The sequence below is a fragment of the Spongiactinospora rosea genome, assembly GCF_003315795.1.
In the GTDB taxonomy this organism is placed as follows: Bacteria; Actinomycetota; Actinomycetes; order Streptosporangiales; family Streptosporangiaceae; genus Spongiactinospora; species Spongiactinospora rosea.
Map to the genome: position 1 here is coordinate 59,588 of NZ_QMEY01000001.1, position 14,198 is coordinate 73,785.

Below are 14,198 nucleotides of genomic sequence, written 5' to 3' on the forward strand. Positions count from 1 at the left end.
ATAGGCTCGTGAAGGGCGTGCGCGTAGGGTGGGCCGCATAGGCTGGCATGGCGGCAAGCTGTACGCATGAGGAGGCGAGCACGACTCCATGGGCATGATCATGGCGGTCAGCTTCACCCGTTACGGGCGGCTCTACTACCTTGATCCCGGCGGGCACACGCCCAAGGTCGGCGACAAGGTGCTGGTTCCGACCGACGCCGGGCCGGAGGTCGCCGAGTGCGTCTGGGCCCCGCAGTGGGTGAGCGAGGAGATCGACGGCCTGCCGGTGTGCGCCGGGCTCGCGCAGGAGGAGCACCTGGGCCGCGACGAGGCCAACCGCAAGCGCCGCGCCGAGGGGCGCAGCGTCGCCAAGCGGCTGATCAGACGCCACGACCTGCCCATGAAGGTGGTCGGCATCGACTATCTCGACGGTGACAATGTGTTCACCGTCTACTTCTCGGCCCCGCACCGGGTCGACTTCCGCGCGCTGGTCCGCGACCTGGCCCGCAACCTGCGCGCCCGCGTCGAACTCCGGCAGATCGGCCCGCGCGACGAGGCCCGTCTGCAGGGCGGCATCGGGCCGTGCGGGCGTGATCTGTGCTGCGCGACCTTCCTGAAGGACTTCGAGCCCGTCTCGGTGCGGATGGCGAAGGACCAGGACCTTCCGGTCAATCCCCTGCGGATCGCGGGGGCGTGCGGGCGGCTGATGTGCTGCCTGAAGTACGAGCACCCGCTGTACGTCAAGGCCCACGAGAAGATGCCGCGGCTCGGGCTGAAAGTGGACACACCGGAGGGGTCGGGCACGGTGGTCGGGCGCAACGTGCCGTCCGACTCGGTCGTGGTCCGTCTCGACGACGGCGGGCGGCGCTGCGCGTGCCCGTCCGCGTCGGTCTGCTCGCCGCGCAGGCAGCACGACGCCATGTACACCGGCGGCGGTGGCGATGCCTGAGGCACGCCGGTGGCGTGTACTGGCGCTGGCCGTACTCCTTCTGGGCACGGTCACCGCCTGCTCCGGCCAGAAGGGCGCTGAGCCCTCGCCGGGCGCCTCTGACAGGCGGGCCGCGGCCCCCACCGAGCAGGCGCCCACTCCCGCCCTCCAGCCCTACTACGGCCAGCGGCCGGCCTGGTCGGAGTGCGGCGACGGATTCGAGTGCGCCAAGGTGCAGGTACCGCTCGACTACGGCAAACCGGACGGCGAGCGCATCCAGATCAGCGTGAACCGCCTGCGCACCGAGGACCAACGGCAGCGCATCGGTGCGATCCTCCTCAACCCCGGCGGACCCGGAGCATCCGGGCTCAACTACGCACGAGCCGCCACCTCGGTGCTGACCCCGCAGATCCGCGACCGGTTCGACGTGATCGGCTTCGACCCGCGCGGCGTCGGCGAATCCACCCCGATCCGGTGCCTTTCCACCGAACGCCTCGACGACTACCTATCCCTGGACAACACCCCCGATTCAGACGCCGAGACCGGCGCGCTGGAGGAAGGCGCCCGGCGGTTCGGCGCGGGCTGCCAGGCCACCTCCGGCAAGCTCCTGCCGCACGTCGGCACGGTCAACGCCGCCCGCGACATCGACGTCCTGCGCGCCGCCCTCGGCGAGCCGGGGCTGACCTACCTGGGCAAGTCCTACGGCACGTACCTCGGCGCGGTGTACGCCGACCTGTTCCCCAACCGGGTCCGCGCCCTGGTCCTGGACGGCGCGGTCGATCCCGCGCTCACCCCGATCGAGACGAACCTCACCCAGGCGGCCGGCTTCGAGGTCGCGATGCGGGCGTTCGTCGAGGACTGCTTCAAGCGGGCGAGCTGCCCGTTCCAGGAGCATCGGGTCGAGTCGGCGCTCACCCAGGTGGAAGACCTGCTCCGCCGTACCGACCGCACCCCGCTGACCAACGCCACCAGCGACGGCCGTCAGGTCACCGAGGCGTGGGCCGCCCTGGGCGTGATCACCCCGCTGTACGACAAGCGCTCCTGGGCCACCCTCAGGCAGGCGCTGACGTCGGCCTTCAAGGGCGACGGCACGGAGCTGCTGCAACTGGCCGACATCCTGATCGACCGCCGCCAGGACGGCACGTACTCCAACCAGACCGAGGCCAACATGGCGATCAACTGCGTGGACGGCGAGTTCCCCGCCACCGTCGCCGCCTACCGCAAGGCCGCCGACCAGGCCGCCGACCGCTCCCCCCGCTTCGGCGAGCCGGTCATGTGGAGCTCGTTGCCCTGCGCCTTCTGGCCCGCTTCGCCCACCCCGATCCCGGCCCCCCTCGACGCCAAGGGCGCCCCGCCCATCCTCGTCGTCGGCACCGAACGCGACCCGGCCACCCCCTTCCGCTGGTCCAAGTCCCTGGCCGCCCAACTCTCCTCGGGCGTCCTGCTCGGCTACGACGGCGACGGCCACACCGCCTACCTCACCGGCTCCAACTGCGTCAACAACGCCGTCGACGCCTACCTCCTCACCACCCGGCCTCCCGCCAAGGGCACCCACTGCCGCTCCTGAAGGCACACGAACCGCCCCGATGCCTGTAGACTCTTCCCTGCCACACGCTCGCGCATGTGGCGTGCCGCCTTAGCTCAGTCGGCCAGAGCGACGCACTCGTAATGCGTAGGTCAAGGGTTCGATTCCCTTAGGCGGCTCCACTAATGAACAGGGCGTTCTCCGGCCGGGGAGCGCCCTTGATCATTTTGGGTTGCAGTTCAGGTTGCAGCTCCCAGACCGCTGGCCGCCGTCGTCGAGTACATCGACTGGTTCAACAAGCGATGCCTCCATGGCAAGCTCGGCCACGTCCCTACATGCATCACTGGCCGACGCTCCTACTCTAAGGGTTAACAGTTTTTGTAGGCTCCCTACACTTGCGTGGAATGATCGCATGCCTGTACGTTGGAGGTACAGCGAAGAGCTCTTCGAGGCGGGATTCGTACGGCTATTGGACCAGGAAAAGCCGTGCCCCGGGCGGCATGCAGAGCAGAGGCGGACCCGGGGCTTACGAGGCCCAGTATACCCCGAGGCGCCGCTGCACGTCAGCTATGCCTTCGGAGGTGCCATCTTGCGTGCCGAACTGCCCGGATGGGTTGAGCGGGTGATCTCCGTGCCGCGCTTCGCTCCGTACCTCGGTGCGCTCTCGGGCGATCGCCTGGTCGCGTGGGACTTGTATCAGTGGAATATCCAGGTGTCCGAGGCATTTTACGGGCCTTTGCACTGCTTGGAGATCTGTTTGCGCAACGCCGAGCACGACCGGTTGCGGACCCGGTTCCGAACGGACGACTGGTGGAGAGTGGCTCCTCTGGACGAGTCCGAGGCGGCCAAGGTCGCTGCGGCGAAGCAGAAGTTGGCTAGAAAGGGCATCGGCCTGCCCACCGCCGATGACGTGGTCACCGAGCTGACGTTCGGCTTCTGGGTGTCGCTTCTGAGTCGGAAGTACGATCGGCACCTGTGGGTCCCGGCCTTGCATCGGGCGTTCCCATACTATTCGGGCAGGCGGGAGCCGCTGCGTGACAGTCTGCAGACCATGGTTTTTCTGCGTAATCGCATCATGCATCATGAGCCGATCCATCACCGGCATCTGGCAGCAGACCATGACAAGATCTACAGGTTGCTGGGCTACGTGGAGCCGCAGGTCGTCGGTTGGCTGCGAGCCTTCGACCGGGTGCCGGACCTCCTGACCCGCCGACCAGGGGGGAGGAGACGTTGATTTCGCCGAAGGGTTTCGTCTCCCGGGCCGAGATCGCGCGACTAGCTCATGTGAAGCGCCCCGCGGTGACCAACTGGGAGCGCCGTCACAAAGATTATCCTCGGCCACAGCTCGTCGAAGGAGAGGAACTGTTCGCGGTCGTAGCGGTGCTGGAGTGGCTCGACCAGCACAAGATCGCGAGTAATGCGCTGCTGCCGGATGAGCGGCCAGGCGCGACCTTCGGCGAACGGTTCCGCAGAAATCTTGCAAAATCGGCGGTACAGAGTCCCCCGGCTCGCTCGACAGCCATGCGCGAGCCTTCCGCGACGGCCGATCTGTGGCGGACTGTCGAGCGACTCAGAGGCACATATGACATCGTCCGTTACCGCGATCTGGTGCTCAGCCTGGTCTATACGCGAGCGCAAGACCAAGATGGATGGTCGTCTATCCTCGCCGCCGGCCGTAGCAAAGCGGCGATACCGATGACCTCCATCGTCGACAAGCTCGCAACCGGTGACACGCTGCCGCCCATCGCATTCAACATGAACGCAAAGATCCGCACAGAGCTCGTCGAGTTCGTCGACGATGCGGTGCGTGCCCTGGGCGGTGCCGAAGCCTTTCAGGCTCTGCTGGATCGCTTCGCCACGTTGGAGGGCCAACGTGGCGGCGAGTTCTACACACCTCCTTCCGTTGTCCGCATCCTGGTGGACGCACTCAACGCTGAGGCACCTGGGGACATCTACGATCCGTGCTGTGGCTCGGGAGAGATACTGCTCTCCGCGGCCCTTCGAGCCCCCGGCCTTACCGTCCATGGCGACGCTCTAAATGCCGAAGCCCTGGTCTTGGCGAAGATGAACATGACGCTGCATGGCGTCGACGCCCGGCTCGGCACGCAGTCGATAGACGTCCTCAGCCGCCCCGATCAACACTCGTCTAGTTATCCGTACATTGTTGCGAACCCCCCATTCGGCACGCGCGACTGGTCTCGCAGAGATCCGGAGCTAGTCAAATCCTGGCTATATGGGCCACCACCTCGCCGCAACGCGGAATTCGCGTGGCTGCAGTTCGTACTGGAGCGGCTGGCGCCAGGTGGGCGTGCCGCAGTCGTCATGCCAGTCGGGACTCTCTTTCGCGGGGGACGCGAGCGTGTGATCCGGCAGGCCATGGTGGCGGGCGGTTGCATCGAGTCGGTGATAGCACTGCCTTCGATGCTCTTTTACGGTACGGCGATCGGCACCACGATATGGGTCCTGCGTGCCGCCCCGAATCCACGGCAGGACCTTCTCTTGGTAGATGCGACACGGCTTGGCCAGTTGTCACAGCGTGCTCGGCGAAAGCTGTCGGAAGAGGATCACCAGGCGATTCGCGAAGTTCTCGCTGACTGGCGTGCGGGTGTGACCCCGGCCCATAAGACGTTGCCCACCGCTGTTGTGACCGCTGAGGACCTGAGCGGGAGCGACTATGACCTCACTCCTAGCAAGTACGCCATCGGCGAGCCTGCCGCTGCCGGGACGGGTGATGGCCGTCAAGGTGTTGAGACGCTGCTCCGGGAACTGGTCCGGCTACATGAGCAGGCGGCGAAGGCCGACATGACGGTGGATCAAGTGATCGGGCGGGCCCAGATTCGGGAATTCCCGATTGGTGAGTTGCCGCCAGGGTGGCGCGAAGTGAGCCTCGCCGACCTCGGGGAACTCACCTCGGGCCCCTTCATCCGCGCCTCGGATGACGGAACCGTGGGCATTGTCAAGCCGCGCAATCTCGAAGGGGGATGTATCTCAGGAACTTACGATCGGATAGATGAGGATACCGCTGGCAAGCTGGACAACTATCGGCTCGCGGAGGGGGACATCGTCTGCACACGGACTGGCGGGATCGGCCGGCACGCCCTGGTCACCTCCGCTCATCAAGGATGGGTATGCGGTACAGGGCTGATCAGGATTCGCCCCAGAGAGGGAGCCGACCCCCGGTACCTGAGCGACTATCTGAGCTCTCCATCGGTGCGTGACTGGCTGATTCGTCACTCTGCGGGGAGTGTCTTGCCCAGCATCAACACCCGCGTCCTGGGAACTCTGCCTGTGGTACTCCCGCCTGCTGAGGCGCAGGAGACGATCGGTCGTGTGCTCGAAGCCTTCAGTGACAAGATCACCGCCCATGACGAGATCGCACGGACCACCGCGGCGCTCCGAGACGTGCTGTTCCCCCTGCTGACCTCGGGGAGAGTGATCCCCCCGAGTGACGTGCCCAAATAGTCGTGAGGACGGTGGCGGGGTCACAACCGTCTCCAGGCGCCCAGGGGATTGACGGGGCTGCGCCACGGATACCGGCAGCCGACTGGCCGCGGCCGAGCGCATATCCGCTTGCATCGACCGCGGTGGCGGCCGGTTCGCCCTCTTTGTCAAAATGCTAAATCTGTCGCTCATGGGAACCCGCAGAGTCATTCGGGAATGAGGGCAGGTCCGCTCTGGCCGGGTCCTTCTGGCGGTGATCACCCCTGCCAGGTCGGCGTCCAGCTCCAGAAGCGTCTCCTGCGGCTTGAGGCTCGGGGCGTCGGGCAGGAGGTCGCGGAATTCGTCGAGAGACAGGCCCGACTTGGCCAATGGCTCACACGCGGGTGAGCGTTACCGCGTCGTGCGGCCGGTACTTTCGGTATCCGTCGTCCGGCCATCCGCGTGGGCATGGGTCCGCGGCGGTACGCGCCGGTCCTCATCGCCTCCGGTGCCGGTTCGCCCCGCTCCACCGTCGTGGGCAGGTCCGTGCTCGGTCACGACCTGCTCGGGATTTCCATCCTGTGGTGGGGACGCGTCGGGAAGATTCTTTCCTTCATCAGTGGGGCGCTCATCCTCAGTGGGCTGGTAGGCGCGGAGAAGCTCGCTCGCCATATGCGCCAGGGGGTTCCACTTCGACCTGCTCGCCTCGTGGGGCGTTGACGGCCTTACGCATGTAAGGTAGCTTCGGAGCACTACCTTACGGGTGTAAGAGAGGGGTGCCGGGTGAGCAGGCTGGCGGGGGTGTTGGTGATCGTTGGGGTGGTCGCTGGGTTGGGGAGTGTGGTGCCGGTGTTGGAGGAGCCGGGGTATTTCGGGCGGATTGCCGCGAATGAGGGGCGGATCCTCATGGGGGCGGGGGCTCAGTTGGTGATGGTGCCGGCTTGTGCGGGGTTCGCGTTGTGTTTGTATCCGGTGGTGCGGGGGGTGAGTGAGGCGCTGAGCCTGGGGTTCGTCGGGTTCAGGGTGATCGCGGCGGGGTTTCATTTCGTCGGGGTGATACTGCTGCCGCTGTTCTTGGTGCCGGGGTTGGACGCCGCCACTGTTGAGATGCTGCGGGTGGGGCGGGATCTGGTCAATCACGTCGGGGTGATCGTTTCATTGGGGGTGGCGGACGGGTTTTTGTTCTTTATGCTTTATCGGGCGAAGTCGGTTCCCCGGTGGTTGTCGGTTTGGGGGTTGGCCGGGGCCGGGATCGCGGTGGCGGCGAGTGTTCTGGTGTTGTTTCGGCAGGTGGAGATCGTCGGGCCGGCTTATTTGGGGATGAATGCGCCGATGGCGGTGCAGAGTCTGGTCCTGGCCGGATGGTTGATGGTAAAAGGCCATAAAACGCGGAACCCGCCGAGTGGCGTTCGGCGGGTTCCTTGAACAGGGCGTTTTATGAGCAGAAGTTGAGGGCCACGAGGTCGGGGAGGACGGCCTGGCCGTCGCCGGTGCAGACCACGGTCACCGAGGTGGTGCGGTTGACCAGGTTGCGCGTGGCGGCGGGGAGGGGGCCGGAGGTGGGGGCGCCGGCGGAGCCGACGCAGTTGCCCCAGCCTGCCCAGCCGTCGCCGATATCGGACTTCATGACGTTGTCACAGGTGTACGTGTCGACGAGGGTCGTTGTGGCGCCGGCGGCCGGGGCCGAGAACAGTGCCGTGCCGATGGCGGCGGCGGCGATGAGCGGAAGAGAAAGTGCGCGGGGTATCACGGCTTCTCCTTTTGGAGTGGTGACATGACTTACTCAAGGTGCAGGATCAGGCCATTTCCCGAGAAGTCCCGTCGCCGTCAGAATATCTGTCCCCGCGCACACCCATCTATAACTCGACATACCTCGCTAATTCATCTCGATTATTGGTCATTTTGACCGTTCGTCAAGCGCCGACATAAGCCGCCAGGTGTTCGCCGGTGAGGGTGGAGCGGGCGGCGACGAGGGCGGCGGGGGTGCCCTCGAAGACGATCTGGCCGCCGTCGTGGCCCGCGCCCGGGCCGAGGTCGATGATCCAGTCGGCGTGGGCCATGACCGCCTGGTGGTGCTCGATGACGATGACCGACTTGCCGGAGTCGACCAGGCGGTCCAGCAGGCCGAGGAGCTGTTCGACGTCGGCCAGGTGCAGGCCGGTGGTCGGCTCGTCCAGGACGTAGATGCCGCCCTTGTCGGCCATGTGGGTGGCCAGCTTGAGGCGCTGCCGCTCGCCGCCGGACAGGGTGGTGAGCGGCTGGCCGAGGCTGAGGTAGCCGAGGCCGACGTCGGCGAGGCGGTGCAGGATGGCGTGCGCGGCCGGAGTACGGGCGTCGCCCGCGCGGAAGAACTCCTCCGCCTCGGTCACCGACATGGCCAGCACCTCGCTGATGTCCCGGCCGCCGAGGTGGTGGTCCAGTACCGACGCCTGGAACCGCTTGCCCTCGCACTCCTCGCAGACGGTCGCGACGCCCGCCATCATCGCCAGGTCGGTGTAGATGACGCCCGCGCCGTTGCAGTTGGGGCAGGCGCCCTCGGAGTTGGCGCTGAACAGCGCCGGCTTCACGCCGTTGGCCTTGGCGAACGCCTTGCGAATCGGGTCCAGCAGCCCGGTGTACGTCGCCGGGTTGCTCCGCCGCGACCCGCGGATCGCGGTCTGGTCGACCGACACCACGCCCGCGCCCGCCGGGATCGACCCGTGGATCAGCGAACTCTTGCCCGACCCGGCCACGCCGGTGACGACGACGAGTACGCCGAGCGGGATGTCCACGTCCACGTCCTGGAGGTTGTGCGCGTGCGCGCCGCGGATCTCCAGCTTGCCGGTGGGCGTCCGCACCTCGTCCTTCAGCGCGGCGCGGTCGTCGAGGTGGCGCCCGGTGAGGGTGCCGCCGGCCCGCAGCCCTTCGACGGTGCCCTCGAAGCAGACCGCGCCGCCCCCCGTACCGGCCCCCGGACCGAGGTCGATCACATGGTCGGCGATCGCGATGGCCTCCGGCTTGTGTTCCACGACCAGCACCGTGTTGCCCTTGTCGCGCAGCCGCAGCAGCAGGTCGTTCATCCGCTGGATGTCGTGCGGGTGCAGGCCGACGGTCGGCTCGTCGAAGACGTACGTGACGTCGGTGAGCGAGGACCCGAGGTGGCGGATCATCTTGGTCCGCTGCGCCTCACCGCCGGACAGCGTGCCGGACGGCCGGTCGAGCGAGAGGTACCCCAGGCCGATCTCCACGAACGAGTCGAGGGTCTGCTGCAGTGTCGCGAGCAGCGGGGCCACCGACGGGTCCTCGATGCCGCGGACCCACTCGGCCAGGTCGCTGATCTGCATCGCGCACGCGTCGGCGATGTTGACGCCCTTGATCCGCGAGGATCTGGCCGCCTCGTTGAGCCTGCTGCCGCCGCACTCGGGGCAGGCGGTGAACGTGACCGCCCGGTCCACGAAGGCCCGGATGTGCGGCTGCATCGCCTCGCGGTCCTTGGCCAGGAGCGACTTCTTGACCTTGGAGACCAGGCCCTCGTAGGTGAGGTTCATGTTCTCGAACTTCACCTTGACCGGCTCGCGGTACAGGAAGTCGTGCAGCTCGGTCTCGGTGTAGTCGCGGATCGGCTTGTCGGGGTCGAGGAAGCCGGACGAGGTGAAGATGCGTACCATCCAGCCGTCCGCGTTGTAGCCGGGGATGGTGATCGCGCCCTCGGCGAGCGACTTGCTGTCGTCGTAGAGCTGGGTCAGGTCGATGTCGTTCACCCGGCCCATGCCCTCGCAGCGCGGGCAGGCCCCGGCGGGCAGGTTGAAGCTGTAGTGGAAGGACGGTCCCGCGCTCGGCTCGCCGAGCCGGCTGAAGACGATCCGCAGCATCGCGTTGGCGTCGGTGGCGGTGCCGACGGTGGAGCGGGAGTTGGCCCCCATCCGCTCCTGGTCGACGATGATCGCGGTGGTCAGCCCCTCCAGCAGGTCCACCTCGGGCCGGGCCAGGGTCGGCATGAAGCCCTGGACGAAGGCGCTGTACGTTTCGTTGATCAGCCGTTGCGACTCGGCGGCGATCGTACCGAACACCAGCGAACTCTTCCCCGAACCGGACACCCCGGTGAACACCGTCAGCCGGCGCTTCGGAATCTCGACGCTGACATCTTTGAGGTTGTTCTCACGCGCGCCTTGCACGCGGATCAGATCGTGACTGTCGGCAACGTGCAGCGCGGGCGACTGCGTGTCCGTCCTGATGGGCGTGCTCATACTCTCTCCATCTGTGGTGGGGGTAGCGTTCGCGGCCTCCGTGGGCGTCGCCTCGCTAGATTTAACCAGGTCCGGGCACTATGTCGGGTTCTCTTGAACGCGGATCATGTTCCCGGGTCGGTGTGCGGGAGAAAACCGGCGTAGATGTTGATGTCCATGCCGGCCAGGCTAAACGCGCCCAACCGGGTGGCGCTTCTCGATTCCTGACCGTTCCTGCGCAGGGCGGCTCAGCGCAGCGCGGCGAGGTCGAGGATGCGCGGCGCGAGGCGGCGGGCGGCCTGTTCGGTGAAGTGGACGCCGTCGGCGCGCAGGCGGGCGGGCCCGTCGTCGTGCGGGCAGGGCAGGCCGTGGGGGCAGACGACGGTGCCCAGGTCCAGGAGGGAGACCTGGCGGGGGTGGTGCCCGGCCCATTCGCGGTAGAGGCGGCGCAGGTGTTCGGTGGTGACGGACGCGCGGTCGCATTCGGCGGGCGTGAGGTTGAGTTCGCCGCCGCAGGTGGATTGGGCGCTGGCGCCCGGCCCCCAGGCGGGCAGCAGCACGATGACCCGGGTGCCGTGAATGGAAAGGCGGTTCAGGGCGGCGTCCCAGTTCGCGTAAAGGCGGGCGGTCCATTCCGCGGTGCCCGCGTGGAGTCGCCGCCCACCGGCCCGGATCTCCATGCGGTCGCGCGAACTGTGCCAGAGCACCGCCCGGGGATGAAAGCGGTTCATCAGCTCGCTCTGCAGGCGCGGTGTGCGCTCGGCGCATACCTCCGAACGCGGGAACGGATGGCCGGTCTCGTCCAGCAGCAATGACGTACCGATGCCGCATCCGGGACGCGCCCCGGAAACGAGCGTGTATCCGCGTTGCCGGGCGACGGACGCCAGCCCCGGCTGAAGGCTGGCCGCCACCGAATCGCCGACCAGCCCGACCACCGGGAGATGCGGGTCGGCGTCGCGGGGGACGATGAGGCCGTCGCTCTGCTGCACGTAGGCGGGTTCAGGCCGGGCATTGCCGGTCGCAACGAATGTGGCGCCGAACAATCCGGCCAGTACGACCAGCGCCCCGGGCAGGAATCGCCGCGCGGGAAGCCGGAAACCGGCGATCGCCCCCCGGCGGATCGGCATTTCCAGCAGGTGATAGGACGCCACGCTCACGACCAGGGTCACCGCGACACGGAGTACGGCCAGGGCGAGACCGGAAACGCCGATGCGCTCCTGCGTGAGAATGACGATCACCGGCCAGTGCCACAGATAAACGCCATAGGAGATGCGGCCCAGCGCGGCCAGCGGCGGCACCCCCAGAAACCGGTTCGGCACGGCGACCACACCGGCGATCAACGCCGCCGTGATGAGGGACACCACGAGTGAACCCCCGTGGTAATAGAAGTGCCCCCGATCGTCCACGGTGAGAAAGAGCACCGCGAGCCCTGTCAGCGCGACCGGCGCGAGCCATTCCCGCACCAAATCGCTGACCCGCCCGAAGGAGAGCGCCAGGCCGACGCCGATGAGAAGTTCGTGCAGCCGGGTGTCGGTGCCGTAATACGCGCGGGAGGGGTCGGCCTCGTCGTATAACCAGGCCAGCGCGACCACCGACAGCAGGACCCCCGCCCCCCAGAAGGCCGCCTGCCTGCGCCGGCCGATCCGCGCCAGCGCGATCAGCACCAGCGGAAAGACCAGATAGAACTGTTCTTCGATGGCCAGCGACCAAAGGTGCCGCAGCGGGGAGGGTAACTGGAACTCCCCGAAATACGAGCGCCCTTCGAGCACGAACTGCCAGTTGGTGACGTAGAGCAATGAGGAGAGCAGGTCGTCGCGCAGCGGTTTCTGCATCTCCGGCGGGCGGGTGGCGGCGTAGATCACCAGCACCGCCAGCAGGCCGAACAACGCGGGCAGCAGCCTGCGCGCCCGCCGCACCCAGAACCGGACCAGATCGATCCGCCCGGTCGCGCCGAATTCGGCCGCCAGCAGCCTGGTGATCAGAAATCCGGACAGCACGAAGAAGACGTCCACGCCCAGGAACCCGCCGGGCAGCCAGGGCGCGCCGAGGTGGTAGACGACCACGGCGAGCACCGCGATGCCCCGAATCCCGTCCAGTGCCGGATCACGCTCGGCCGTGACAGGACGACCGGCGGACGTCGCGGCCTTCTCCGTGGTCGTCAAGAGATCTCGTCCCCTTGTGGAAACGGCCGTGCGAGCGCCGCCGGGCCTGCGGTCAGTGACCTCAACACGCTACGTCGCAGGCCGCAGGCTCGCGACAGATCACCGTTCCTGATCCGGTACGCAGACAAGAAGGCGGCGCGCGTCTGGGGCACGCGCGCCGCCTTCAGGTGTGAAAAGGGTTCGCTATGCGGGTGCCCTCAGATGCGTACGAAAGCGATGCTGAACGGGAGTTGCGGGGTGCCCTCGCCTGACGGGCCGCCCTTGTCGAACTGGGAACGCACCACGTAAAGACCGCCGTGCGTGCGGACCATGGTGGTCGGGAGTTGCAGAGCCTGGTCGGTGATCCGCCGGGTCATCTGAGCCGTGCGGCCGTCCTTGCCGATGCTCCACCGGCTGATCGCGTTGGCGTCGAGGATGGGGTGGGCCACCCACAACGTGCCGTTACGTAGTTCCATGCCGTCGGACCGGTTGAGGTCTCCGCCGCGCAGCGCGACCCGGCTGACCCTACCGGAGGGCAGCTCGATGCGGTAAAGGTCGCCGCCGGTCATGTCCACGGTCAGCAGGTAGCGTCCCGTCGGCGCGGCGACGATCCCGTTGAGGGTGATGGCGCCGGGCTCACGCGGGTCCAGATGCCCGCTCAGGTCGAACGCGGGCGTGATCGGCACCGGGCCGTCGTGGTCGCGGGCCTCCTCCAGCTGCCGGGGTGTGACGCGGTAGACCTCGGCGCGGCGGCTTTCGGTGATGTACGCGGTGCCGTCCGGGGCGATGGCCACGTCGTTGATCAGACGATCGGCATCGCGGGGGACCACGAAACGGGCGATCAGCCGCTGGCGTGGGATGTCGTACACCGCGACCCCGGTGTTGCGGTCCGCCACCCACAGCCGCCTGGCCCGGTCGACCTCCAGCCCGAGCGCATGCGCACGCCCGTCCGAGGGCAGGAACTCCTTCGCGACGCGCTGCCCGCGAGTGACCTTGAAGATCGCACCGCCCTCGTAGGCTCCGACGTAGATATCGCCGGTGTGCGGGTCGGCGGCGATGCCTTCGGGGTAGACCCGGTCACCGGGGATCTCGAACGCCGTGGAGACACGGCCGTGCTCGGGGGTTGCCGCCGCCTGGGCGGCGGAACCGATGAACAGCGATGCGGCGACGGCGGCGACAACCGCGGAACGTCGCCAGGTTGCTCGGTACATGCACACCTTCTTCTGACTTCGGCGCGCTGGTCTCGCGTCGCGGACCGGAAAAGCGCGGCTAACCATAGATTTCGGCTATGCGCCCGTCGTGGCTGGGGATAACCTCGCACGAAAGGCTCGCGATGTACTCGAAGGTCTCGAAACACTCGATCACGTTCGTGTGAATGGTCGGCGGCACGCTTTCCCGCCAGTCCTCCGTGTTCCAGTTCTCGTACACCCCGAGCGCGTCGCCCGCGATCAGATACCGCCCGCCGCCGGTCTCCACGAGCACGCCCTGCGACCCCGGAGTGTGCCCTGGCAGCGGAACCACGGTGACCCCCGGGCAGATCCGGTGTTCGCCGGTCACGGTCTCGATGCGGTCCCAGGCGGCCATCCAGGGGGCCTGAAGGCCCGGCAGTTTCTCATAGGCCCGGCGGTGGATCGGCAGTGGATCGATGGCGTATTCGAGCTCCTTCTTGTTCACCAGCACGCGCGCATTGCGGAACAGCCCGTTGTTGGAGCAGTGGTCCCAGTGCAGATGCGTGTTGACGACGGTATCGAAATCGGCGGGGTCGTATCCGTTTTCGCGCAATACGATCAACGGCTCGCTGTCCGGGTCCCTGGCGAAGTCGTACGGGTGGTAGCGCCGCACGTACTCCGGGTCGAGCGTGCCGCTGTCCACCAGGATGCGCCGGTCGCCCGCCTCGACCACGAACATGAACATGATGATGTCCACGGTCTCGCCGTGCGGATGCCCGTACACGGCGGCCTCCATCGGCACGTTCCTGGACCGCCCCACCTGGAGAGGCA

Annotated in this window: 10 protein-coding genes and 1 tRNA gene; 6 read left to right on the forward strand and 5 right to left on the reverse strand. The window is 67.2% G+C overall.

The features are described 5' to 3' along the window. The first annotated feature begins 88 nt into the window (after positions 1-88). The 6 genes from DP939_RS00260 to DP939_RS00285 all read left to right on the forward strand — a co-directional run bounded on the left by DP939_RS00260 (position 89) and on the right by DP939_RS00285 (position 7,277). The gene (locus tag DP939_RS00260; RefSeq protein ID WP_404828569.1) at positions 89-928 is read left to right on the forward strand and encodes a PSP1 domain-containing protein; all 840 of its coding nucleotides are present in this window, start codon (positions 89-91) and stop codon (positions 926-928) included. Next, complete coding sequence (locus DP939_RS00265; RefSeq protein WP_113977425.1) at positions 921-2,474, forward strand: alpha/beta hydrolase; 1,554 nt, start codon at positions 921-923, stop codon at positions 2,472-2,474. The genes DP939_RS00260 and DP939_RS00265 overlap by 8 nt, the downstream gene beginning before the upstream one ends. A gap of 63 nt (positions 2,475-2,537) precedes the next feature. After that, positions 2,538-2,614, forward strand: a tRNA-Thr gene (locus DP939_RS00270). A 407-nt stretch (positions 2,615-3,021) separates the two neighbouring features. Then, positions 3,022-3,666: a hypothetical protein gene (locus DP939_RS00275; RefSeq protein WP_113979429.1), complete on the forward strand. Its 645-nt coding sequence runs from the start codon at positions 3,022-3,024 to the stop codon at positions 3,664-3,666. Continuing rightward, on the forward strand, positions 3,663-5,894 hold the full coding sequence (locus DP939_RS00280; RefSeq protein WP_147267793.1) for a type I restriction-modification system subunit M/S: 2,232 nt from the start codon (positions 3,663-3,665) through the stop codon (positions 5,892-5,894). The genes DP939_RS00275 and DP939_RS00280 overlap by 4 nt, the downstream gene beginning before the upstream one ends. A gap of 741 nt (positions 5,895-6,635) precedes the next feature. Further along, positions 6,636-7,277, forward strand: coding sequence for a DUF4386 domain-containing protein (locus DP939_RS00285; RefSeq protein ID WP_113977429.1), 642 nt, complete (start codon positions 6,636-6,638; stop codon positions 7,275-7,277). Positions 7,278-7,287: 10 nt separating this feature from the next. On the opposite strand, the gene DP939_RS00290 is transcribed toward DP939_RS00285, so the two are convergent. The 5 genes from DP939_RS00290 to DP939_RS00310 all read right to left on the reverse strand — a co-directional run bounded on the left by DP939_RS00290 (position 7,288) and on the right by DP939_RS00310 (position 14,163). Then, complete coding sequence (locus DP939_RS00290) at positions 7,288-7,602, reverse strand: hypothetical protein (protein ID WP_113977431.1); 315 nt, start codon at positions 7,600-7,602, stop codon at positions 7,288-7,290. 163 nt (positions 7,603-7,765) lie between these two features. After that, positions 7,766-10,078: an ATP-binding cassette domain-containing protein gene (locus DP939_RS00295; protein ID WP_113977433.1), complete on the reverse strand. Its 2,313-nt coding sequence runs from the start codon at positions 10,076-10,078 to the stop codon at positions 7,766-7,768. A 227-nt stretch (positions 10,079-10,305) separates the two neighbouring features. Further along, positions 10,306-12,219: an acyltransferase family protein gene (locus DP939_RS00300; protein ID WP_113977435.1), complete on the reverse strand. Its 1,914-nt coding sequence runs from the start codon at positions 12,217-12,219 to the stop codon at positions 10,306-10,308. A 197-nt stretch (positions 12,220-12,416) separates the two neighbouring features. Beyond that, positions 12,417-13,409: an SMP-30/gluconolactonase/LRE family protein gene (locus DP939_RS00305; protein ID WP_199564880.1), complete on the reverse strand. Its 993-nt coding sequence runs from the start codon at positions 13,407-13,409 to the stop codon at positions 12,417-12,419. 58 nt (positions 13,410-13,467) lie between these two features. Then, on the reverse strand, positions 13,468-14,163 hold the full coding sequence (locus tag DP939_RS00310; protein ID WP_147267794.1) for an N-acyl homoserine lactonase family protein: 696 nt from the start codon (positions 14,161-14,163) through the stop codon (positions 13,468-13,470). Positions 14,164-14,198: the final 35 nt, after the last annotated feature.